The organism is bacterium, from assembly GCA_035454885.1.
Lineage (GTDB): Bacteria > UBA10199 > UBA10199 > JACPAL01.
In genome coordinates this window covers 34,463-56,602 of the sequence record DATIGE010000013.1, presented here as the reverse complement: position 1 = coordinate 56,602, position 22,140 = coordinate 34,463, and the positions used below count along the sequence as shown (strand labels likewise).

18 protein-coding genes and 6 tRNA genes are annotated in these 22,140 nt (G+C 60.6%); 15 read left to right on the top strand and 9 right to left on the bottom strand.

All coding sequences use genetic code 11. The annotated features are described in order from the left end of the window. The coding region (locus VLJ37_02625) for a hypothetical protein (GenBank protein HSA58560.1) at positions 1-272 on the bottom strand (272 nt) is incomplete at its 3' end. Positions 273-434: 162 nt separating this feature from the next. Here VLJ37_02625 and VLJ37_02620 point away from each other — a divergent pair. Beyond that, positions 435-3,353 carry a tetratricopeptide repeat protein gene (locus tag VLJ37_02620; protein HSA58559.1) on the top strand — a complete coding sequence of 973 codons (2,919 nt, stop codon included), beginning with the start codon at positions 435-437 and terminating at the stop codon, positions 3,351-3,353. Further along, positions 3,350-4,930 carry a sigma-54-dependent Fis family transcriptional regulator gene (locus VLJ37_02615; GenBank protein ID HSA58558.1) on the top strand — a complete coding sequence of 527 codons (1,581 nt, stop codon included), beginning with the start codon at positions 3,350-3,352 and terminating at the stop codon, positions 4,928-4,930. The genes VLJ37_02620 and VLJ37_02615 overlap by 4 nt, the downstream gene beginning before the upstream one ends. On the opposite strand, the gene VLJ37_02610 is transcribed toward VLJ37_02615, so the two are convergent. The 3 genes from VLJ37_02610 to VLJ37_02600 all read right to left on the bottom strand — a co-directional run bounded on the left by VLJ37_02610 (position 4,923) and on the right by VLJ37_02600 (position 7,533). Beyond that, positions 4,923-5,756 (bottom strand): hypothetical protein, encoded by an 834-nt coding sequence (locus VLJ37_02610; GenBank protein ID HSA58557.1) that lies wholly within the window; start codon positions 5,754-5,756, stop codon positions 4,923-4,925. The genes VLJ37_02615 and VLJ37_02610 overlap by 8 nt on opposite strands. 95 nt (positions 5,757-5,851) lie before the next feature. Then, positions 5,852-6,370 (bottom strand): NUDIX hydrolase, encoded by a 519-nt coding sequence (locus VLJ37_02605; GenBank protein HSA58556.1) that lies wholly within the window; start codon positions 6,368-6,370, stop codon positions 5,852-5,854. Then, positions 6,367-7,533 (bottom strand): heparan-alpha-glucosaminide N-acetyltransferase domain-containing protein, encoded by a 1,167-nt coding sequence (locus VLJ37_02600; GenBank protein HSA58555.1) that lies wholly within the window; start codon positions 7,531-7,533, stop codon positions 6,367-6,369. The genes VLJ37_02605 and VLJ37_02600 overlap by 4 nt, the downstream gene beginning before the upstream one ends. Positions 7,534-7,847: 314 nt before the next feature. Here VLJ37_02600 and VLJ37_02595 point away from each other — a divergent pair. Both VLJ37_02595 and VLJ37_02590 read left to right on the top strand, forming a co-directional pair. Further along, positions 7,848-7,924 (top strand) — tRNA-His (locus VLJ37_02595). Between the two features lie 978 nt (positions 7,925-8,902). Further along, a complete protein-coding gene (locus VLJ37_02590; protein HSA58554.1) occupies positions 8,903-10,231 on the top strand; it encodes a hypothetical protein in 1,329 nt (442 codons plus the stop codon). A gap of 13 nt (positions 10,232-10,244) precedes the next feature. Here VLJ37_02590 and nrfD read toward each other — a convergent pair whose 3' ends face one another. The 3 genes from nrfD to VLJ37_02575 are packed head-to-tail and all read right to left on the bottom strand — an operon-like array spanning position 10,245 to position 12,838. Continuing rightward, the gene (gene nrfD / locus VLJ37_02585; GenBank protein ID HSA58553.1) at positions 10,245-11,489 is read right to left on the bottom strand and encodes an NrfD/PsrC family molybdoenzyme membrane anchor subunit; all 1,245 of its coding nucleotides are present in this window, start codon (positions 11,487-11,489) and stop codon (positions 10,245-10,247) included. Between the two features lie 19 nt (positions 11,490-11,508). Next, positions 11,509-12,471, bottom strand: a complete 963-nt coding sequence (locus tag VLJ37_02580; GenBank protein HSA58552.1) for a 4Fe-4S dicluster domain-containing protein — start codon at positions 12,469-12,471, stop codon at positions 11,509-11,511. Next, positions 12,428-12,838: a multiheme c-type cytochrome gene (locus VLJ37_02575; GenBank protein ID HSA58551.1), complete on the bottom strand. Its 411-nt coding sequence runs from the start codon at positions 12,836-12,838 to the stop codon at positions 12,428-12,430. Before VLJ37_02575 ends, VLJ37_02580 begins: the two co-directional genes overlap by 44 nt. Before the next feature lie 79 nt (positions 12,839-12,917). Between VLJ37_02575 and VLJ37_02570 the strand changes: the two genes are divergently transcribed. Continuing rightward, positions 12,918-13,064 (top strand): hypothetical protein, encoded by a 147-nt coding sequence (locus VLJ37_02570; protein ID HSA58550.1) that lies wholly within the window; start codon positions 12,918-12,920, stop codon positions 13,062-13,064. A 185-nt stretch (positions 13,065-13,249) separates the two neighbouring features. Here the strand turns inward: VLJ37_02570 and VLJ37_02565 are convergent, their stop codons facing one another. Beyond that, positions 13,250-14,122, bottom strand: coding sequence for a slipin family protein (locus VLJ37_02565; protein ID HSA58549.1), 873 nt, complete (start codon positions 14,120-14,122; stop codon positions 13,250-13,252). A gap of 207 nt (positions 14,123-14,329) precedes the next feature. Here VLJ37_02565 and apaG point away from each other — a divergent pair, with 207 nt between their 5' ends. Further along, positions 14,330-14,716, top strand: coding sequence for a Co2+/Mg2+ efflux protein ApaG (apaG, locus tag VLJ37_02560; protein HSA58548.1), 387 nt, complete (start codon positions 14,330-14,332; stop codon positions 14,714-14,716). Between the two features lie 52 nt (positions 14,717-14,768). Here the strand turns inward: apaG and VLJ37_02555 are convergent. Then, positions 14,769-14,841, bottom strand: a tRNA-Lys gene (locus VLJ37_02555). A 62-nt stretch (positions 14,842-14,903) separates the two neighbouring features. On the opposite strand from VLJ37_02555, the gene VLJ37_02550 reads away from it, so the two are divergent. From VLJ37_02550 to VLJ37_02510, 9 genes are all read left to right on the top strand, one after another. Beyond that, positions 14,904-14,985 (top strand) — tRNA-Leu (locus VLJ37_02550). 1 nt (position 14,986) lies between these two features. Further along, positions 14,987-15,060: transfer RNA gene (locus VLJ37_02545), tRNA-Arg, on the top strand. A 50-nt stretch (positions 15,061-15,110) separates the two neighbouring features. Continuing rightward, on the top strand, positions 15,111-16,400 hold the full coding sequence (gene tig, locus VLJ37_02540) for a trigger factor (protein ID HSA58547.1): 1,290 nt from the start codon (positions 15,111-15,113) through the stop codon (positions 16,398-16,400). Between the two features lie 152 nt (positions 16,401-16,552). Continuing rightward, on the top strand, positions 16,553-17,209 hold the full coding sequence (gene clpP / locus VLJ37_02535) for an ATP-dependent Clp endopeptidase proteolytic subunit ClpP (protein HSA58546.1): 657 nt from the start codon (positions 16,553-16,555) through the stop codon (positions 17,207-17,209). Between the two features lie 7 nt (positions 17,210-17,216). Next, entirely contained in the window at positions 17,217-18,470 is a 1,254-nt protein-coding gene (gene clpX, locus VLJ37_02530; protein ID HSA58545.1) for an ATP-dependent Clp protease ATP-binding subunit ClpX, read from the top strand. Positions 18,471-18,600: 130 nt separating this feature from the next. After that, positions 18,601-21,051: an endopeptidase La gene (gene lon / locus VLJ37_02525; GenBank protein HSA58544.1), complete on the top strand. Its 2,451-nt coding sequence runs from the start codon at positions 18,601-18,603 to the stop codon at positions 21,049-21,051. A 40-nt stretch (positions 21,052-21,091) separates the two neighbouring features. After that, positions 21,092-21,163: transfer RNA gene (locus VLJ37_02520), tRNA-Val, on the top strand. 27 nt (positions 21,164-21,190) lie between these two features. Beyond that, positions 21,191-21,264, top strand: a tRNA-Asp gene (locus tag VLJ37_02515). Between the two features lie 22 nt (positions 21,265-21,286). Beyond that, positions 21,287-22,063, top strand: coding sequence for an undecaprenyl-diphosphate phosphatase (locus tag VLJ37_02510; protein HSA58543.1), 777 nt, complete (start codon positions 21,287-21,289; stop codon positions 22,061-22,063). Positions 22,064-22,140: the final 77 nt, after the last annotated feature.

Sequence of the window (22,140 nt, the reverse complement as noted above, 5' to 3'; positions counted from 1 at the left end):
TCGACGATCGTCACCGGAGGCGTCTCGGGGACCTTGGGAGGCGTCGGCAGGGCCGGAGGCGTGGCCGGGGCCGGCGCGGGCGCCGGGGGCGTCTCCGACGTGGGGGCGATCGTCTCGTCCGTCGTCCCCTCAGAGGCGGGGGAGGTCGGCGCGGACTTGGAACCCGTCGAGCCGTCGGCCACCGCGATTGTCGTCGTTCCATCGCCGCCGGTACAGCCATAGGCACTCGCCAGAATGATCGAGACCACGAAGATACGAATCGCTGATTTCATAATTCCCCCTGTGACTGAAAAGAGAAGCAAGTGGGATGCCAGAACAAAATGGCCTGTAATTATTGATTTTTTTAAGTTTCAGGCTGGGAAAGGTTACAAGATGAATCTCGTTCTGACCTTTTCATCTGCACATCATGTGTCGGGCCGTGATAAGCTAGTTTAATGGAGAGCGGCCCTATTTCGGGTTGGCGCGTCGAGACCAAGCTTGGTGAAGGGGGTACGAGCAAGGTCTATGCGGCCTGGACCCCGGAGGGGGAGAAGGTGGCGGTCAAGGTCCTGTCCGATCCGGGACAGAGGCCGCTGCTGGAGCACGAAGCCAAGCTCCTGGTCCGGCTCCGTCACCCGGCGATCGCGCCGGTCTTGGGGTATGCGAAGGATTCCGGCCACATCTTCGGGCAAGACCGGGGGCCCTGTTTTTGGATGGAGTACGTGGAGGGCGAGGACCTCCTCTCTGCGGCCGGACGCTCCCGCGATCCCGGAAAAATCCAAAACTGGCTCTGCGAGGCGCTGGAGGCGCTCGATTTTCTGCACTCCCAAGGCGTCCTTCACGGCGACCTCTCGCCGGGCAATCTTCGCGTCGATTCCAAGGGCGGTCTCCGTTTGATCGACTTCGGGACGGCGAGCCTCGCGGGATCGAATGCGGCCTCGCGGGCGGCGACGGTTCTTTATCTCGCCCCCGAGCGCATCGGCGGAAAAAACGGCCCCGCGTGCGACCTCTTTTCTTTGGGCACGCTTTTTTACGAGGCCCTGGCCGGCGTCCACCCGCGCGCGGGATGCCGGAGCTTGAGCGAGATGGTCCGCAAACCGGCCCGGTCTGTCCTGGACGTTCGCCCGGATCTTGCGACCTCCCATGCCCTCCTGGCCCGCGCGGTCGACCGCATGATCCTGGCCGATCCGGCGGCGCGGTTTTCGGAGGCGCGCGAGGTTCTGGAGGCCTTGCGCGGCGGCCGCCCGGAGCCTTCCCGGGTTCCGGCCTTCCATCCGGTGTGGATGTTCGGCGCCTCGGAGGCCCTCGAAACCGTCGGGAGAGCGGTCGAAACGATCGGGAAGCGCTCGCGGTTCTTTGCGCTCCACGGCGTGACGGGCGTGGGGAAGAAAAGGTTCCTCCGGGAAATCGGCTTTCAGTGCGCTCTGGCGGGCCGGACGGTCCGCGAGATTCTTCCGGGGCGATTCAAGAAGGGCGTGGAGGAATTGCCCGGCGCCAGCGGCGCGGTCTTTTTCCGCTCTCTCGAAGACGTCCCGGCCGGCGACCTCGCCGGTCTCTTGCGCGTCACGCGGAAAAGCGCCCCGGACAAGGATGTCTTGGTCATCTGGGAGTGGAACGACGACGGCCTCAAGGAGGATGCGCGGCGCGTGTTGGAGGGATTCGCCTCCCATCCGGACATCGAAGAAGTGCTGCTGAGGAATTTGAGCGAGGCCGATGCGCGGGAACTCGTCCTCTCGGCGCTTCCGGGCGCGCCGGCCGCGGAGGCCGAAAAGACAGCGGCGACGCTCCACCGGATGACGGGCGGCAATCCGCTCATGTTGCTGGAAAGCCTTCGGCTGGACTCGGCGCCGTCCGACTTTCACGCCGTCCTCAAGATTCGCATCCGCGAATCGACGGCCTTGGAGCGCCGCCTCCTGGAGTTGTTGGCGGCGGCGCCGGGTCCCGTGGAGGCCGACCCGCTTTTTCAGGCCCTCGGGGGCGACGCCCTCGACGCGGTCGTCGCCCTCGACCGTCTGTCGTCGAGGGGGTTGGTCGCTCTCGAGGCCGATACGGGCCGTTACCGTCTCGGGATGGCCGGGTTGAGGGAGGCCGTCCTTGAGGATCTCCCGGGCGACGATCAGCTCGATCGTCACCGCGACTGGTGGAGGGCCCTCTCGGGAGAGGGCGAGGCGAGTCCCGCAAGGCTCCATCACGCCCTCGCTTTGGGCGACGCTGACTTTGCCGCCCGCTCCGCTCACGGGGTCGTGGAGCGCCTCTGGAGGTCGAAGCGCTGCGAAGAGGCGCTGAAGCTCGCGGACGGAGCCCTCTCCCTCGTGAGGCGGATCCCCGACGACGTCGAGACCTCAAGACTCCTCCGTCTCAAGGTGAATCTCTTGAACGAGCTCGGGCGATTCGGCGAGACGCTTCCGCTGTGCGAGGAAATCCGGGGCCTGGCGGCCGCCGACGAACCGGCGGCGCTCAAAACCGTCAAGTACTGGCTCATCACGGGACTCGGACATCAGAATCTCGGCGATCACGGGGAGGCGGAGAAGCGTTTTCGGCGGTGCCTCGAGGAATGCGGGAGACTCGGAGACCAGGTCCCGCGCACCTACGCCATGCGCTGCCATTCCTTGATCGGGATGGAGGCCCTTCGCCGCGACGACCTGCGGGAGGCCGGGAGGCAGTTCGCGGAGGGGCTGGCCTTCGAAGAATTCCGGGGGTGGCGCCGCGCCGAGATCTGCCGCAACCTGGCCGTCGTGCGCCACGCGGAGGGCGACGTGGAAAACGCCCTGAATCTTCTCGAGGAGGCGAGGCGCCTGTACGCCGATGAGGCGAACGGGGAGGGCGTCTACGCCACGTGGCTCCAAGAGGGGAATCTCGCCCTCGAGCGCGGGGATTTCGAGGCCTGCGCGCGCGCCTACGCCGAGGCGGAAGCCGTCGCCGCCGCAAGAGAGGACGACCTCTTCCTCGCCAGCGTTTGGAACAACGAGGGAATCCTGGAACGCCACCGCGGCGATCTCGCGCGTTCGCTCGATCGCCTCCAAAAGGCCCTCGAGGTGTTCCGCCCCCTGGGCAACTGGGGCGACCTGGCCGAGAGCCTCAAACAAAACGCGATCACCGAGGTCCAGGTCGGCCGTTTCGAGTCGGCGGAGCGTCGCCTTGCGGAAATCCGCGCGCTCGTGGCGCGTCTGCCCCAGGCCGCGGAAAAGGCGCGCGAGGTCGAAGAAGCCTTGCGCGAATTCCGCGGCGGAGAAGGCCTGCCCGAGGCCGACGCCGCCGCGAAAGCCCGCCTCCGCGCGCTCTACGACCGCCTCCCGAAGGCGTTGCAGGTGAGTTTCGAGGACCGGTTCGATTTCAAGAAATGGATCCGCCATCAAGGAAAGGACGCGCCATGAACATTTTGGAAAAACTCTCAGCCCTCAACCGCCAGCTCCTCCGGACCGACGACATGACCGCTGTTTTCAAGGGCCTCATGGACGCCGCCCTCGAGATCTCCGGCGCGAAAAACGGCCTCCTCCTTCTCAAGGACGAGTCGTCCGAGAAACCGCTCGCGGGTTACAGCGTGGTCGTGGCCCGCAACCTCTCCCATGAGGACTTGGGCAAGAACGACTTCACGGTCAGCCTCTCGGCCGTGAAGGAGGCGATGGAGACGGGCGAACCGGTCGTCACCGACAACGCCCTCCAAGACCCGCGTTTTCAAAAATCCAAGAGCGTGGAGTTGCACAGCCTCAAGTCCATTCTGGCGCTTCCCTTGAAGGACGTCGGGGGGATCCTGGGCGTCTTCTATCTCGACAACCCGCTCGACGCCGGGATCTTCGCCGACGAGACGGTCACGTCCCTGAAGGCCTTCGCCGACGTGGCGTCGCTCGCCCTCCAAAAGTCGAGAATGATCGGAGAGCTGAAGAAATCGAACTCGGAGCTGGCCGTCGAGGTCGAGGAGGAGATGGGCCGCCGCCAGGAACTCGAGCGCGAGATGGAGGCGAACCGGCTCAAGCTCAAGCACCAATACGGCGACATCGTCGGGCGCTCGCCCAAGATGATTGCCGTCCTCCAACTGGTGGACAAGATCACCGACTCCAAGGTGCCGGTCTGGATCTACGGCGAATCGGGCACCGGCAAGGAGGCCATTGCGCGCGCCCTGCACTTCAACAGCGTGCGGGCCAAGCAGCCGTTCGTGAGCGAAAACTGCTCGGCCCTGCCCGAAACCCTCTTGGAGAGCGAACTCTTCGGCCACAAGAAGGGGGCCTTCACCCATGCCGACCGGGACAAGAAGGGTCGGTTCGAGTACGCGAACAAGGGGACGGTCTTTTTGGACGAGATCGCCGACATGAGCGCCAACCTCCAGGCGAAGCTCTTGCGCTTCCTTCAGGAAGGCGAGGTGAGGCCCGTCGGGTCCAACGATGTCGTGAAGGTCGATGTCCGCGTCGTGTCCGCGTCGAACAGGGACCTGGCGAGGCTCGTGGAGGACGGGAAATTCCGCGAAGACCTCTTCTACCGGTTGAACGGGATCACGATCACCCTGCCGCCGCTCCGCGAACGCATGGAGGATCTCCCTCTCCTGATCGACCATTTCTTGAAAGGCCGAGCGAAGATCCATCCCGACGCGCTCCGCTTTCTCATGAACTATCCGTGGCCCGGCAACATCCGCGAGCTTCAAAACACCATCGAGACCGCGATGCTCTTCGCCGAAAACGGCGTGATTCTTCCGAAATCCTTCGAATTCAAGCCGGCCGTCCTCACCAAGCGCCGGGCAGGAACGGCCGCGGGCGCCATGAGGTCGCATCCCAGGGCCCCGATGGAACCCGAGCTGGAGAAGGTCCTCGTGGCGCTCCGCGACCAGGGCTATCACAAGGGGAATGCGGCGAAGGTGTTGGGCATCTCGCGGCGGAATCTCTACACGAAGCTTGAGAAATACGGCGTGCCCTTCGAGCTGAAGGACTTGAAGAGCTACATTGACGAGAGATTTATTTGAACAGGACGTCGAAAAACCGCTCCGCGGCCGATGGCACGTCCGTCCGGCGCTCGTAGGTGACGCCCGTGTCGATCCTGAATCCGCCCATCTCGCACTTGATGCCGAATTTGGTCCAGACCTCGTCGGTCAGGGGGACGAGGGTCTCGCTATAACCCTCGGGCTTTGCCTCCGAGAGGGTGGCGTAGAATTCGATCGCATCTTCGTCCTGGATGGGGACGCCTGCGACGGCGACGTTGGCCCCGTCCGCCTCAGGCAGGGTGGCCACGGCGTCCTGGTGGAAGGTCAGGGCCGGGGCGGCCGTCTGCAGGCGCGTCAGCCTCATCATGAGGACGTCGCCGAAATTTACCGGTCCCCACGTCCAGCAGGACGGATCTTCGCAGCTCAAGTCCGCCGAACCGATCTCGGCGTAGAAGCGTCCGTCGAACGAGGTCTTTCCGACGAGGGGGATGGGAGGCAACGGTTCTCCCGTGCCCGCCATCACTTTGAGCTTCGGGACGGGCACGTAAGCGACCCGGCAGGCCTCGCGCCGGGGAGGACCGCAATGAACCGTCCCGTCGAGACCGATCGTCATGCAGTCGCCCGCGTCCGCGCGCGGGGGCATCGTGTCGCCACCGCCGGCCGCGGCGGCCGCGGGGCCCGGAGGCGGTGCCTCGGTCGACCCTGGAATCATCCCACCGGATGGGGCACCGCCCATGTTCCCCGTCGGCAAGGCCCCGGCTGGCCCCGAGGGACCCGCGCCGGTCGGACCTCCCCCCGTGAGGCAGGCGGAACAAGACACCAAGACGGCAAGGACAAACCCCGAGATGAAGGCGCGAATGCGGTTCACAATTACCTTATAGTATATGTTCTTTTTCGACCGGAACAGACCAGGCAGTTGCCCTTGAGGGTGAGAAGGCTTGCGGTTTAACCTCAGAATCCTATTTATTCCAACGAGTTACCCAATAAGACATAAAAAAGGCCGGCCAGGGTCTTGGCGTCGGTGATTTGGCGGTTCCCGATCATCCGCAGGATCTCTTCGCGGGCAAAGAACCTCTCCTCGATCACTTCTCCCTTCTCCCGCGCCATGCGGCCCGGCTCAAGCCCGGTTCCCTTGAAAATGTGAACGACCTCGTCGGTGAAACCGCAGGAGCTGTGGATGCGGGTCACGGGTTCGACGGTTCTTGCGATCCAGCCCGTTTCTTCCTCCAGTTCGCGCGCCGCGCAAAGCGCCGGGTCTTCGTCCTTTTCCAAGAGCCCGGCCGGGATCTCCCACAGCCAGGCGTTCAGGACCGGGCGGAACTGCCGGATCAAGAGGACGCGCCCGTCTTCCGCGACGGGCACGATCGCCGCCGCGCTCAGGTGCCGCGCCACCTCCAGCTTCACCGTGTGGCCGTTGGGGAGGTCAAACTCTTCCAGGTTCAACGTGACGACGCGGCCTTTGAAAATTTCGTTGACCTTCATGGGAGGCCTCCTCGGGAAAGGTTCGCCGGCGCGACGGCGAAGACGGCCGCGGCCGCGGCGACGGCGAAGCACAGGACGGCGAAGGCCCGGTCGCGATGATCCTGCTTGAACGCATGCCAAATCGCAGCCGGCGCAAAACAGACGGCCGTGATGAAGACGGTTGCCCCGGCGACGGCCAGGGGTTCCAGGCGCTTTCCAGACAGGTCGATCAGGCCCACCGTATAGGATGACCCGTAGACGAGAATGATATGGCTCACGAACATCCAGAGCGATTCCTGCCCGTTGAGGCGCAGAAACCCGACCGCGGGCCCTTGGGCGGAAAGGCGTTTCTCGAGAAGAAAGAGCAGGGCGAAGACCAAGGCGACTCCGCCCAAGCGGAAGAGGGAATGTCCCGGCGAGGGGTACCAATCGGCCCAAGGCCCGCTCATGCCCGGGTACGTGAAGTTCCACCCTTTGATCCAAAAGAGGGCGAAGGGCGACGCCGCGGCGACAACGGCGAGGATCGCGGCCGATCGTTCGGGGCGGCGGGACCGCATCAGGAGTCCCATGAGAAAAACGCCGGCGAGGAAATATCCCGCCCAGGGAAAGACCGGGAACTTGGACGGCGGGATCGGCATCAACGGCAGGCCCAGTGCGAGGGGCAGCACCTCGCCCAGCCGGGCCCGCCAGACGAGCGGCGTCGCGAGAAAGACCGCCAGCGCCAAGACCCCGTAGACCCAGTGCCGGCGCGAAAACCGTCCGGCGGCGAGATGAAGGAGGAGGGAGACGAACGCCGTGAAGGCGATCAGGTGCAGGATGTCGAACTGCCAGGTGACGGCCTGCCCCTCGGGTCCCGCGTTCCGGAAATGATCGAGCGAGAACGGGTCCATGTTGAGCCAGAGACCGCAAAGAAAAAGAAAGGCGAGCCGCCGGACGTAACGCCAAAAGACCGCGGCGCGGACGTTCCTCAGATCGGGCGAGGCCTCGGTGGCGAGCCAAAATCCCGCGCCGGCCGCGAAGGCGAAGGCCTGCGCGACGAAACCGTTCGAGAGATAGACGGCGTGGAAGAACCATCCCGACCGCCAGACGGGCGCGAGCCCGGCTTCGAACACATGCGTCTCGATCATCCAAAGGACGGCCAGTCCGCGAAAGACGTCGAGAAAAAGAAGACGTTGATCCCGCATCGCCGTCTTTTTTCAGCAAGAACCCCAAAAATAAAGTATTCTTTTCAAGACCTTGCGATTTGATCGGTTCTTCGCTAGTGAACGAAGTCCGGCTTAGCCGGGCGCAGTGAACGATGATACTGCGGTAACACAGATGGGGTTTCAGGGGAGAGCGGTACACCGACAAGTCGGTGCCGCGCTTCGCTGGTCTCCCCGCGCGTAAGACAAATAGTGAACGGAGTCAGATTCACTCTGCGTAGTGAACAGTGAACGATGATACCGCGGTAACACAGATGGGGTTTCAGGGGAGAGCGGTATCTCCCCTGACTCAAATGGTGGGCTTAGTTCAGCTGGTTAGAACGCCAGGTTGTGGCCCTGGAGGTCATCGGTTCGAATCCGATAGCCCACCCCAATTTTCAGCCGGGGCCGCGGCGGCCCGTTTTTCGACGAGCCGCCACGGCATCCGGTATGAAAAACTTAGGGTTTTCGCCGCCAGCCGGAAGTTCGAGCCAACCGATCGCCCCCTGCTCCAAAGTCTTCCAAGTCCTTTTTCTAATGAACATCCTCGTGAACGACGCAACGCGTCCACACCGCGACAGACGCCCTTTTCATGAAAAGCCACAAATAAAAAACGAGAAACATTTTGCGATTTTTGACGACGAAAAAATCGCCTATGTCCCCCGTTTTTGGAAATTTGATGCCGTGGGTTACCGGTCTATCTGCAACGGGCGTTTTCTCGGCGAATCCCGGAGACGCCCCCGTGCATGATCCGGCATGCGGCACCTTTGTTTACAACGAATTCGCATCGGGCGGCGGCGGCGGGGCCTGCGAGGCATCCAACGACCAGAGATGCGCCTCCACCTATGTGCCGACTCGCGCGGAGGAAGTTCGTTTCGGCCTCAGGAGAGTGCTCCGGGGATTGTCGGGGGCGTACGAAGATTTTATCGGTTTGAACGATCCGCCCGATGAGGCATTCTTCCCGACCAGACGTCCTTCCAGAGGCAGACGCTTTGAAAGCTCCCCGCCGACGCCCCCGGCTCCCCGCGGTGCTCCGCCCAAAACGAATGGCGAATCCCGAACGGAAGGGGAAGCGGGGTCCCGCGCGGCTCCAGACTGGTCAAGGGTCGCCGAGGCGCTGCAAAAAGAACTGCAACTGGCGATTTCGGGAATTGAGAAAGAACGGGTTCGGGCGGAACATTATCGACAACGCGCCGAAGAATACGCCCCTGCGGCCCTTGAGCTTCATCAACTCAAAAAACATTTAGGGCGCCTCGAAGAGATCAAGAGACGAGCATCGGATGAAAATAGGGTCCTTCGTCATGAGAATGAGACCCTTCATCGCGTCTGTGAGGAAGCCGATGCCGCCCTTGAGAAGGCGAGAAAGGCTCTCGTGAGCGCGAACGCGAGGGCGGAAGAAAACGCCGAGCTCGCCCGGCAAGCGATCGATCTGGAGGCCCAGGTCCAGGGTTTGCAAGACAGCCTCGAAATCGCTCAGTTGGAGGCCCGCGAGCTTCGCGATAGGGTCGAAGTCTACAAGCAGTTCGAAAAGGTGGCAGGCATGGAGCAGCGGCTTCGGGTCAAAGCGGAGAGTCAGGCCAACGAATATCTCCAGGTCATCGAATCCTTCGAAGCGGGTATCGGGCAGCTGAGAGAGGCGATCTTGTCGCTTCGGAGAAAATTCGCGGAGGCAAGCCTTCGCGTCGAACCAAGAAAGGAAGATCGAGACGAACACGCCGCCGGAGAGCTGGGGGAATTGAGGGCACAGCTCGCCGATAGGCAGGCCGAAATCGAAGCCATGAAAGTCAGGTTGCGGGACGTCGACACATTGAACGCCGCTATCGGAACGCTGCGGCTAGAGCTTGAGAATGCAAAGGCATCGGAACAGACGGCCCGCAAAGAAACGTCGCGCCATCGGACGGCTCTCGATGCGGTCAGGGCGCAGGCGCAGAACACGGAACGCATGGAAGCGGAGATCGGGGATTTGAGGAACCAACTTGCCGCAAAGGGGGCGGAAATTGAAACGCTGAGGACCCAATTTCAAGATACGGAAGCGATGAAGGCCGACATCAGATCTTTGCGAAGTGAGATTGCGCGCGCGAAGACATCCGAAGAGGCGGCCAAGAAAGAAGCTTCGCAACACAGAGCGGCTCTCGAGACGGCTCGGGCCCGGGAGCAGGATCATCAAAAGCTTGTGGAAGAGATCGAGCGCCTACGCAAGGTCTTGAGGGAAACCCGAAACGCCGAGGCCAAGGCCAAGGAAGACGCCTTGGAGCAGCGGGAGGCGGCGAAGAAAGAGAAGGCACGGGCCGACAGGAACGAGCGCCTCGGGGCCGAAGCCTCGCAACTCAGGGAACGCGTTCGGGAACTCGAACGTGCGGTCGAGGCGGAGGCGGCGACGCGCCGGAGGATTCGTGACGTCTTGGGGAGTGTCGGAACCTCGACTCGGCCGCGAAATTCGGATAGTGGGGTCATGCTTCGTCCTGAAGTGGCGCAAGCCCTTGAGACATTGGGTTTGACTCCCTCGGCTTCCTACGAGCAATACAAGACGGTCTTCCGCTCCTTTGTCGAGGTGTATCATCCTGATCGCCTTCAAGATTCGACCACCGCAGCCCGCAAACTGGCAGAGGCGAGGTTGCGAGACGTCAACAAGGCCCAAGTGGTTTTGGAGGCCTACTTCGGCCCACGGAGAGCCTCGCAGGACCGGCGGGACTGCGCTTAATTTCCATCCGAATTTAAGGCCATGAGGATGATCGGGGGAATTCCCAGTTTTCTTCCCTGTGCCTCACCGTGCCGATTTCGATCGGCAGGGCCGCCTTGAGGAGGAGGGTGAAGACGAAGAAGCCCGTGGCCCAGATTCCGAGACAGACCGCCAACTCGACCAGCGAAGGGGAATATTCCACGATCGTGCCCAATGGGCTGGGAACGAACCCGGGAACGATCAGCCCCATTCCTTTCTCAATCCAAATCCCAACGATGGCGCAGACCGAGGCGATGTTGACGTTACGCATGCCCCGGCTCCATTGGGGGCTCGCGTAAATGACGGTTGCGACCACGTTGAGGACAATAGCCGTCCAGATGAAGGGAACGAGCAGAACATACCCGTCGATGCCCGTGAACAGGTACTTGGCCGACGCGCTGTGGGCGGAATCGGTGTAAAATTCCTTAAAAACTTCTGAAGCCAGCAGGAACAAATTGATGAGGAGCGAGACGGCAATGATCCTTTTCAGGACCCTATAAACCTCATGTTCGACCTTGAAGCTGGAATATTTTTCAATGATCTGCAGCGTGAGAAGAATGAACGAAGGCCCGACGGCAAAGGCCGAGGCGAGGAATCGGGGCGCCACAACGGCCGAATTCCAGAAGGGCTTGCCGCCCAACCCCGCGTACAGAAAGGCCGTCACGGTATGGATGCTCACGGCCCAAAAGACGGAGATGATGACGAACGGCATATAATAAGCATCCGTCGGCGGCTGTCCCCTGTATTTCTTGTACAAGAGGTAACCGGGGATGTGGAGGTTGATCAGAAGGTAGCCGTTCAGCACGATGACGTCCCAGCTCAACATCGAAATCGGCCAATTCATCCGGCCCAGCTTCGGAATCAGATGCCAGAACCGGTCCGGGCGGCCCATGTCGACCGTCACGAACATGAGACACATGACGATGGCTGAGATGGCGAACAGCTCGCCGATCAGCGTGATCTCCTTCATGGCCTTGATCTTGTAGACGTAGGCGGGAATCACCAGCATGACGGCTGCGGCCGCCAGACCCACAATGTAAGTGAAGTTGGCGATGTAGGCGCCCCAGGAGATCTGGTCGCTCATGTTGGTGACGATGAGGCCGTTCCGAAGCTGGTAGTAGTACCCCGCCGACCCGATGAGCATCAGGACGCCCAAGAATCCGAGCCAGATGTAGTAAATCCTGGGGCCGATCAGAACCTGCCGTATCATGTCCTTCCAGAACTGGAAATAAATCGCCATCGATCATCTTCCCTTCTTGCTAACCGAAGAAGTAATAAAAATGCGGGTGCGTCTTGAGGTCCTCCTTCAGAACAAAGACGCGCTTCGTCTCCAGAATGGCCCTGACCTCGCTCTTGGGGTCGAGGAGATTGCCGAATTTGCGCGAGCCCGTCGGACAGGCCTCCAGACACGCAGGGTAGCGCCCCTCACGGGTCCGATGGAGGCAGAACGTGCACTTCTCCATGACGCCGCGCGGCCGGATCCTGTTCGACAGGTAACTCTGGTTCGGGTTGATCTCATCCTTGGGGATCTGAGGCTCGGTAAAATTGAAACGCCGCGCCTCGTAGGGACAGGCGGCTTCGCAATAGCGGCAGCCGATGCACCAGTCGTAGTCGATCACGACGATGCCATCGGGCTCCTTCCACGTCGCCTCCACCGGGCAAACCTTGGTGCAGGGGGGATCGGAGCATTGATGGCACTGGACGGGCATGTAGAACTTTCCGGGCTGGGGAACCTTTTCGTGATCGTAGAAAATCTCCCCCTCGTCCACGTCCAGCGAGCCTTCCGGCATTTCGAGGACCTTGATATACTGGATCTGCGGATCGCGTGATTGGTTGTTTTCGGCGACGCAGGCGTAAACGCAGCGGCGGCAGCCGATGCATTTCTGCAGGTTCAAAAAATAGGCGAATTCGACGCCGTCCAGGGGAGGCGGATCGCCGATCTTGACCTCGACCCCGTAGCGTTCGCGCGTCTCTTTTTCCAGCCGGGCCAGAACGACTTTCTTTTCATCCGGCGTCATCTCCTTGTAATGCTTCTGGAAGAAGGCGCTCTTAAAAAAATCCGAAAGCGCCGAAGCGCCCGCATCTTTGGTCCCCAGAGAGACGGCGGCCGCCACGCCGGTCGCAGCGATCATTCCTTTAAGGAATTCGCGGCGCGGAAGCTTTTCCTGTAGCTTCTTCTCAACGAGACGGCTGGGTCTCTGGGTGAACTTCTCCTGTGTCATGAATCATGTCTCCGAAGAGTAACTTAAGAAACGACTTGCTCCGCCCGCGCGGAGGAACCGGCATCGGCAAAGGCTTCATGGGCTTGAAGGCCGGGGCATGCGGATCGTGGCATTCCGTGCACGAGTAGACCTGCTTCGGCCCGTTCCAGCTGCCGACCCTCTTCCCGTGGATGTTTCTCCTCCAATCGTTGTACTGCGTCCCATGGCACTCGCCGCACAATAAGTAGGCCTCATTGAACGAGATGGCCGTGCCATTTTGGCGTTCAAGTTTGAGATAATTCCCCGGCTTGTGACAGCGGTGACACCACGCGGCGCTGTCGTTCCTCTCAACGAAATGAACCTTCTTGTCGGTATGTTCCTTGGTCATGATTCGAGGCGTCGGATTAAAATCCTCCGGAGTGCTGTGACAATCCGAACAAGGATACATTTCCAATTTCGGGATTCGTTTGACGATCGTATCCCCGGGTTCACCGAACTGGTCTTGTTCGTTGATGGCCGGCATCGTCGTGGGCATGGTGGTCGGCATCGTCGTGGGCATGGTGGTCGGCATCGTTTGCGCCGGCCCACTCGTGGATGGCTGCGTAGCGGGTTGATCGGTGCGTTCGCCGGCCTGCGGAGTCTGATGATCGGCAACTCCCGTGGATTCGGCGCCACGGCCCGATCGCCACGCCATCACCGACATCAACATGACCAAAGGCATCATCATAAAAAATCGTTTGTTGCTGCTCGTCACTTTGGCTCCTGATTAGTCAGGCTTCGAACAGAAGGCACCTCTCTTTCAGGCCGCGGGCACGTCCTTTTTTGTGGACTGTTGCGCCAGAGCCGTAAGCCCGGTCATGGATCCGAGGCCCATGGTTTCCACCGCCGAAGAAGGAACGATGATGACCGATGAGTTGTTCTTCATTCCCTCTAAAAGGATGTTCATCGCCCGCAAATGAAGGGCCGTTGGATTGTCCACATACTGGAGGGCGGCCTGTCGGAATCTTTCCGAGACCTGAAGCTCCGATTCACTCAAGATGACGCGGGCCTGCCTTTCCCTTTCGGCCTGAGCCTGCATTGACATGGCGTCCTGCAGCCCGGTGGGAATCTTGACGTCCCTCAATTCGACGGAAAGAACCTTGATGCCCCAAGGCTCCGTGCTCGTATCAATCTTGTGGCACAGTTTGCTGTCGATTTGTTGGCGGCCGACCAGCATGTCGGCCAAGACCGTCTCGCCAATGACATCCCTCAAGGCCGTCTGTGAGGCCCAAGTCACGGCCTTTCCGTAATTCTCGACCTCCAAGGCCGCCTTGATGGGATCGACGACCCGCCAGAACAACACGGCGTCAACGTCGACGGGTACGCTGTCCTTCGTCAGAGTCTGCTCCGCGGTAATGGGCGTGGTCACGGTACGAATGTCGATGCAGTAGGGAATCGTGTCGACGAAGGGGATGATGGTCACGATCCCCGGCCCCCGCAAACCCTTGAACCTGCCGAAGCGAAGAATCACGGCTCTTTGCCACTGACTCGCCACCCGAAAGACGAACAAACAAAAAAATCCGGCCCCCGCCAGGATCGCCGTGTAGACGAAAACCTTCGTTACGGCTCCCACCACGGCACCGATGGCCATCAGGCCAAGGGCTAAGACCACAATCGACGGATGCGTCCTCATAAAAGCTCCTCCCTGTTTAAAACGTGTCTCTCATAACGGACTTCATGGCAACCAAGTCCTTGATAACTCTTTGGTCGCCGGCTTGAATATGATCGGCATCATGTAACCATGTGATTGGAACCAGCCATTTTTCTCAAAAAACTTTCCTGGAAATAGGTTCGTCCTTCAATGTAGAGTCCTCCCGTTCGCGCGGAATCGATTGGAAACATGTCTTCAGCAATCACACGTGGCGTGAAGGTCGAGGTCGAGGGCGAGTACGTTCCGGATCGTTCCGATCCCGAGCGGAGCGTCTATTTCTTCGCCTACCGGGTCGTCATCAGCAACGTGGGCGACAGGACCGTCCGCTTGATCAGCCGCCATTGGATCATTACCAACGCCGACGGCAAGAAGGAGGAAGTCCGCGGGCCGGGGGTCGTGGGCGAGCAGCCGACCCTGGCGCCGGGCGAGTCGTTCGAATACACGAGTTTTTGCCCGCTGAACACGCCCTTTGGAATGATGCACGGAACCTACCAGATGGTGAACGAGGGCGGCGAGGAGTTCGACGTCGCGATTGCGCCGTTCACCCTCTCCCGCGAAGAAGTGATGTACCACTAGCAACCGCTACGAGCCGCAGCGAGTGCTGTCCCGCGGGAAGCGGGACTGACTGTGGGCCGTGCAGGGATCGAACCTGCGACCCGCTGATTAAGAGTCAGCTGCTCTACCGACTGAGCTAACGGCCCCAAAAATAGGTGGCTTTTCTGCTTTAGATTCCTATTAATTGTCAACGAACCTTTTTTTGATCGCCGCGGTGGCGGAATTGGCAGACGCACCAGGCTTAGAACCTGGCGGGTAAAACCGTGGGGGTTCGAGTCCCTCCCGCGGCACGCGCCCGTAGCTCAGTGGATTAGAGCATCTGGCTTCGAACCAGAGGGTCGGGAGTTCGAATCTCTCCGGGCGCACATTAAAATTTTTGCAAATACCCTACAAAGCGGTTATCATTCCAGAAAACGTGAACCCAAAAGTCACCCTCAAGGACGTCTCCCCCATCAGAAAGGACCTCGAAGTCATTGTGGCGGTCACCGACGTGGCCCGCCAACTGGACGAGGCCTACAAACGCATCGGGAGCAAGGCCCGGCTCAAGGGCTTCCGGCCGGGCAAGGTGCCCCGGAGCGTCTTGGAGCAGTATTACCGCCAGGACGCGGAATCCGAGGCGATCCGCGACCTGATCAACAAGAGTTATCCGGCGGCCGTGCGTGAGGCGGGCGTGATGCCTATCGCGGCCCCTCAAATCCGAGTGACGGCCTTCGGCCCGGAACAGGACTTGGCCTACGAGGCGATGATCGAAATCCCGCCCCAGTTCGAGGTGACGGGTTATCAGGGCTTGGATCTCACGAAGGACAAGATCGTCGTCACGGACGCGGAGATCGAGGAAAACCTCAAGGGTCTCCAAGACCGCCTGACCCAGCTCATGCCCTTGATCGAAGACCGCCCGGCCCAGGACCACGACATCGTGAGCCTCGATTATCAGGGGGCGATGGACGGAAAGCCGGTGGCCGGCTTCGAGGGCAAGGATTTCCTTGTGGAACTCGGCAAGGGGTATCTCTTTCCGGAGATCGAAAAGCTCCTGCTGGGTTGCAAGGCCGGTGAAAAAAGACGGACCCAGGTAACTCTACCCGATAACTGGACCGATAAGAACCTTGCAAGCAAGGTGATCGACTATGAGCTGACGGTGAAGCAGATCAAGCAGAAGAAGGTTCCCGAACTGAACGACGAATTCGCCAAGGATGTCGGCAACTACGAGAACCTGGATGCCCTCAAGGCGAAAATCCGCGAGGACGTTTCGCGCGCCAAGGAGCAGGCGGCCAAGAACAACCTGCGTCGCGAGGTCTTGGACAAGCTGATCGCCCTGAACGATTTTCTCGTGCCGGAGGCGATGATTCAGGTCGAGATGGAGGACATGTTCCGCCGGTTCGAAGGCAATCTCCGCACCCAGGGAGTGACCCTGGAGCAGGCGGGGGTCACGGTTGAAGACTTTTACGCCAAGAATCGCGACGAGGCCGTCCACCGCGTGCGCGGGGCGCTCATCTTCGACGCCGTCGCGCGTAAGGAAGGCATTTCGGTGACGCCGGAGGAGGTCGACCGCCGCATCGAGGAGATGGCAAAGCTCGCGGGACAGCAGGCGCCGGTGTGGAAAAAATATTTCAAGGAACACAACATGCTGGGACGCGTCGAAGGCGCGCTCCTGGAGGAAAAAGCCCTTGATTTTGTGCTGTCCCTTTCCACAATAAAGATTAGATGACAGGGACTGCCCCGACCCTTAGGGGATTTTTCTTGAGGTGCGGGGCTGACCCAGTCTAAAATCAAAATTAAGGAACCGTGAGGAATCGCCAGGAATCTTAAGGCTGGCGCGACTTTTGCGGCGGCGACGGAGTGGGACTTGGGAGGACTCTGATGATCGATCGATCGCACATCCCGACGCAGTCGCAGCTGATCCCCATGGTCATCGAGCAGACGCACCGCGGGGAGCGCGCTTATGACGTCTATTCGCGGCTGCTCAAGGACCGCATCGTCTTCATCGGCACGGGCATCAACGACGAAATCGCCAACGTCATCATCGCCCAGCTCCTTTTCCTGGAGTCGGAAGATCCGGACAAGGACATCCACCTTTATATCAACTCGCCGGGCGGCGTGGTGACGGCCGGCATGGCCATCTATGATACGATGCAGTACGTCAAACCGGACGTTTCGACGACCTGCATGGGACAGGCGGCCTCGATGGGCGCGGTGCTTCTGGCGGCGGGGGCTCCCGGCAAGCGGTTTGCATTGCCCCATGCCCGTATCCTGATCCATCAGCCGATGGGCGGGTTTCAGGGACAGGCGACGGACATCGACATCCACGCGCGGGAGATCCTGAGGATGCGCGAGGAATTGAACAGCGTCCTCGTCAAGCATACGAAGCAGCCGATCAAGAAGATCCAGACGGACACGGAGCGCGACTACTTCATGAGCGGCGAGGAGGCCAAGGAGTACGGCATCGTTGACGAGGTGGTGACGTTCCGGGACAAGGGCAAGAAAATGGAACTCGTGGGCGGAAAGGGCAAGGCCTAAGAAGATTATGAGCCGCGGATTCGTGGAAGATCCGACCAACCTGTGCTGTTCCTTCTGCGGCAAGTCGCAGAAAGAGGTGCGAAAGCTCATCGCCGGCCCGACGGTGTACATCTGCGACGAGTGCATCGACCTTTGCAACGACATCATCGCCGAGGAGAACGCCCGCGCGACGCAGATGGTGTCGCGTTCGGGAGTGCCGAAGCCTTCGGACATCAAGAAAATCCTCGACGAGTACGTGATCGGCCAGGAAAAGGCCAAGAAGATCCTCTCCGTCGCCGTCCACAATCACTACAAACGCATCGAAAACCGCGGGACGTCCTCGGACGTCGAGCTTCAAAAGAGCAACATCCTGCTCATCGGCCCGACGGGCTCGGGGAAGACGTTGCTCGCCCAGACGCTTGCGAAGATCCTGAACGTCCCGTTCACCATCGCCGACGCAACGACCCTGACCGAGGCCGGATACGTCGGCGAGGACGTCGAGAACATCATCCTGAACCTCCTGCAGGCGGCGGACTACGACAAGGCGCGCTGCGAGCGGGGCATCGTCTATATCGACGAGATAGACAAGATCTCCCGCAAGTCGGACAGCCCGTCCATCACTCGGGACGTCTCGGGCGAGGGCGTCCAGCAGGCCCTCCTCAAGATCATCGAGGGGACGGTCGCGAACGTGCCCCCCAAGGGCGGGCGGAAGCATCCCCAGCAGGAATTCATCCCGATCGATACCACGAACATCCTCTTCATCTGCGGCGGGGCCTTTGTGGGGCTGGAAGACATTATTTCCAGGCGGGGCGGTTCGAAGAGCATGGGCTTTGGCGCCGAGGTGAAGAGCAAGTCCGAGAAGAATCTCTCCAAGCTGTTGGAAGACGTCCAAACCGAGGACCTGCTCAAGTTCGGGCTGATCCCCGAGTTCATCGGGCGCTTGCCGGTGATTGCGACCTTGGGCGAACTCGATGAATCCGCCCTGATGGACATCCTCACGCGGCCCCGGAACGCCCTCATCAAGCAGTATCAGCGGCTCTTCGAGTTTGAGCGGGTGAAACTCAAGTTTACCCCGGGGGCGTTGACGGCCGTGGCCAAGGAATCCATCAAGCGCAAATCCGGTGCCCGCGGCCTTCGGGCGATCCTCGAGAACGTCATGCTCGAGATCATGTACGACATTCCCTCCCGGACGGGGATCAAGGAAGTGGTCATCAATGAAGAGGTGATCACGAAAAAAGCGGAACCCGTCTTTGTCTACGAGAAAAAAGCCGAGTCGGCTTAACAACTTGCCCCGCGGGGCTTGCCTTTGGGGCGCATCGCCATTAAATTGGGAGTCATACGCCTCAAGGTGCGTATTCAGGGCTTATGAGATCTTCTGGAGGGTCTGAAACGTGTTTGGAGACAACCCCAATATGCCCGAAAAAACCCAAGGCCATCTGGTCCCGCTGCTGCCGCTCCGGGACATCATCGTCTTCCCCCACATGGTGGTGCCTCTCTTCGTGGGCCGTGAGAAGTCCATCGCCGCCCTCGAGGAGGCCATGGGCAAGGAGAAGGACATCCTGCTCGCGGCCCAGATCAACCCGAAGACCAACGATCCCCGGGACGAGGACATCTATAAGGTGGGGACGCTGGGGACCATCATCCAACTCCTCCGGCTTCCGGATGGCACGGTCAAGGTCCTGATCGAGGGCAAACGCCGCGCCCGCATCAAGAAATTCGTCCCGAGCCCCCCGTATTTCCTGGTGGAGGTCGAGGAGATCATCGAGAACCGCGAGATTACGGTCGAGGTCGAGGCCCTGATGCGCGAGATCAAGGTGGCCTTCGAGACCTATGTGAAGCTCAACAAGAGGATTCCGCCGGAGATGCTGGCCTCCGTGGCCACCATCGACGACCCGTCGCGGCTCGCGGACACGATCGTCGCCCACCTCTCGCTCAAACTGCCGGACAAGCAGAAGATCCTGGAAATCGAGAGTCCGGCCGAGCGGTTGGAACGCCTCTACAGCCAGATCCAGACCGAGATCGAGATCCTTCAGGTCGAGAAGAAGATCCGGACGCGCGTCAAGAAGCAGATGGAGAAGACCCAGAAGGAGTATTACCTCAACGAGCAGATGCAGGCGATCCAGCGCGAGCTGGGCGAGCGGGACGAGTTCAAGGGCGAGCTCCAGGAGCTGGAAGACAAGATCAAGAACAAGAAGATGTCCGCGGAGGCGACCAAGAAGGTCAAGAAGGAGTTCAAGAAGCTCAAGATGATGAGTCCGATGTCGGCCGAGGCGACGGTCGTCCGGAACTACATCGACTGGATCCTGGGCCTGCCCTGGTACGACGTCACCGAGGACAAGCTCGACATCAAGGAGGCCGGCCGCATTTTGGACGAGGATCACTACGGCCTCAAGCAGCCGAAGGAACGCATTCTGGAATACCTGGCGGTCCGGAGCCTGGTCGAGAAGATGAAGGGGCCCATTCTTTGCCTCGTGGGTCCTCCGGGTGTCGGAAAGACCTCGTTAGGACGGTCGATCGCCCGCGCCATGGGACGCAAGTTCGTGCGGTGCTCCCTGGGCGGCGTGCGTGACGAGGCGGAGATTCGCGGGCATCGCCGCACCTACATCGGCGCCTTGCCGGGCAAGATCGTCCAAAGCCTCAAGAAGGCCGGCTCGAACAATCCCGTGTTTCTCTTGGACGAGATCGACAAAATGAGCATGGACTTCCGCGGCGATCCGTCCGCGGCCCTCTTGGAGGTTCTCGATCCCGAACAGAACGTGTCCTTTCAGGACCACTATTTGGATCTCGACTACGATCTCTCGAACGTCATGTTCATCACGACGGCGAACAGCCTGCATTCGATTCCGATCCCGTTGCAGGACCGCATGGAGATCATCCGGATTCCCGGTTATACGGAGCTGGAGAAGTTGCACATCGCGGAAAAGTATCTCCTGAAGAAGGAGTTGGAGACTCACGGTTTGACGACGGAGAATCTCAAGTACGGCGAAGCGTCGATCAAGGCGATCATCCGCCACTACACCAAAGAGGCAGGCGTCCGGAACCTGGAGCGCGAGATCGCGACGATCTGCCGAAAGGCCGCCAAGGAGATCGCCGAGAAGGGTCGCGACAAGTGCATCCATGTCACGCCCAAGTCGCTTCACAAGTACCTGGGCGTGCACAAATTCCGATACGGTGTCGTGGAGGAAAAAGATCAAATCGGTCTCACGACGGGGCTTGCCTGGACGGAGTTCGGAGGCGAGCTTCTCACCACGGAGGTCAGCGTCATGCCCGGCAAGGGTAAGTTGACGGTGACCGGCAAGCTCGGGGACGTCATGCAGGAATCCGCCCAGGCGGCCATGAGCTATGTGCGCTCGCGGGCGGACCAACTGGGCATTCCCAGGCATTTCTACCAGAGGTTCGACATCCACTTGCACGTCCCCGAGGGCGCGGTTCCCAAGGACGGGCCGTCCGCGGGCATCACGATGGCCACGACGATCGCTTCCGCGCTCTTGAAGATCCCGGTGCGCAAGGACGTGGCGATGACGGGCGAGGTGACGCTGCGCGGCCGTGTCTTGCCGATCGGCGGACTCAAGGAAAAGGTGATGGCGGCCCACCGGGGCGGGATCAAGACGATCATCATTCCGAAAGAAAACGAGAAGGACATCGAGGAAATCCCGAAAAAGATCCTCAAGGACATCAAGATCATCCTCGTGGACCACATGGATCAGGTCCTGAGAAACGCCTTGGCCGTGGACGATCCGGACTCCTTGTTCAAGAAGGTCGAGGAAAATCCGGTCTTGGAGAGCGCGCCGAAGACGGGTGTTTTCCCTCCGCCCGTTCCGCCTCCGGCGGCACCGAAAGGCGAAGCCCCGCCCGTACATTAATATTGAAGTTTTGGGGACGGCTTGTTACCGAAGCGGCCCTGGGCGTGTAGCTCAGCGGTAGAGCACCTCGCTTACACCGAGGGGGTCACAGGTTCGAATCCTGTCGCGCCCACTCAGACTATGAGGTTGTGGCTTCAGTGGGGACGTAGATCAATCGGTTAGATCGTCGCCCTGTCACGGCGAAGGTTGCGGGTTCGAGCCCCGTCGTCCCCGCTGAGTCCACAAAGGCCCCGATATCGAACAGCTGACCCACGTCAAGGCGGTCCTCTTAGGAATCCTTCAAGGATTCACCGAATTTCTTCCGGTCAGTTCCTCGGGGCATTTGGTGCTGGCGCAGCATTTCTTCGGCCTGGGGGAATCCAGCCGCATCCTGGCGTTCGACGTCGCGCTGCACTTCGGCACTCTGCTTGCGGTCGTCTACGCCTACCGGCGGGAACTCTGGTCCATGCTGACCGGCCAATCCTGGAGGCTGTTGCTCCTTGTCGGTTTGGCGACCCTTCCGGCGGTCGCCGTGGGTCTGGGCCTGAAATCGCTCATCGAAAAGACCTTCGTTTCCCCCGTCGAGTCGGCGGTCGAGATCCTCGTGACCGGGGCCGTTCTCTGGTGGACGAAGCGATTCGCGGGAGAGGCCCATCGAGAGCCGGCGCCGGGATCGGCGCTGGCCGTCGGGACCGCGCAGGCCGTCGCGATTTTGCCCGGGATCTCCCGTTCGGGGATGACGATCGCCACGGGGCTCTTTTGCGGTTTCAGCCGGGAGACGGCGGCGCGGTTTTCTTTTCTCATGTCGATTCCCGCGATCGGAGGCGCCTGTCTTTTGGAAGCCAAGGACCTGGCCCATTTCCCCCACGCGTTATGGCCGCAGGTCGTGCTCGGGACGGCCGTGTCCGCCGTCACCGGATTCCTTTCCATACGCTGGCTGCTGGGAGTCATCAGCCGGGGCCGTTTGCACTATTTTGCCTACTATTGCTGGGCGGTCGGACTTGCGGCCCTTCTGGCCCTCTTGATTTTTTAGTTGTCTTTTCGGGGGGATTCGTCTAGTTAAGGCCCCCTAAACTATTGAATTTTAGCTGTTTATTATCATCAACCAAT

What these genes read in the sequence shown, in the direction of transcription:
- VLJ37_02565 (HSA58549.1), bottom strand. Translation starts at nt 14,122, where the DNA reads ATGAGGACGCATCCGTCGATTGTGGTCTTAGCCCTTGGCCTGATGGCC.
- VLJ37_02605 (HSA58556.1), bottom strand. Translation starts at nt 6,370, where the DNA reads ATGAAGGTCAACGAAATTTTCAAAGGCCGCGTCGTCACGTTGAACCTG.
- nrfD (HSA58553.1), bottom strand. Translation starts at nt 11,489, where the DNA reads ATGGCGATTTATTTCCAGTTCTGGAAGGACATGATACGGCAGGTTCTG.
- apaG (HSA58548.1), top strand. Translation starts at nt 14,330, where the DNA reads ATGTCTTCAGCAATCACACGTGGCGTGAAGGTCGAGGTCGAGGGCGAG.
- clpP (HSA58546.1), top strand. Translation starts at nt 16,553, where the DNA reads ATGATCGATCGATCGCACATCCCGACGCAGTCGCAGCTGATCCCCATG.
- VLJ37_02580 (HSA58552.1), bottom strand. Translation starts at nt 12,471, where the DNA reads ATGACACAGGAGAAGTTCACCCAGAGACCCAGCCGTCTCGTTGAGAAG.
- VLJ37_02615 (HSA58558.1), top strand. Translation starts at nt 3,350, where the DNA reads ATGAACATTTTGGAAAAACTCTCAGCCCTCAACCGCCAGCTCCTCCGG.
- VLJ37_02600 (HSA58555.1), bottom strand. Translation starts at nt 7,533, where the DNA reads ATGCGGGATCAACGTCTTCTTTTTCTCGACGTCTTTCGCGGACTGGCC.
- VLJ37_02575 (HSA58551.1), bottom strand. Translation starts at nt 12,838, where the DNA reads ATGACCAAGGAACATACCGACAAGAAGGTTCATTTCGTTGAGAGGAAC.
- VLJ37_02620 (HSA58559.1), top strand. Translation starts at nt 435, where the DNA reads ATGGAGAGCGGCCCTATTTCGGGTTGGCGCGTCGAGACCAAGCTTGGT.
- clpX (HSA58545.1), top strand. Translation starts at nt 17,217, where the DNA reads ATGAGCCGCGGATTCGTGGAAGATCCGACCAACCTGTGCTGTTCCTTC.
- lon (HSA58544.1), top strand. Translation starts at nt 18,601, where the DNA reads ATGCCCGAAAAAACCCAAGGCCATCTGGTCCCGCTGCTGCCGCTCCGG.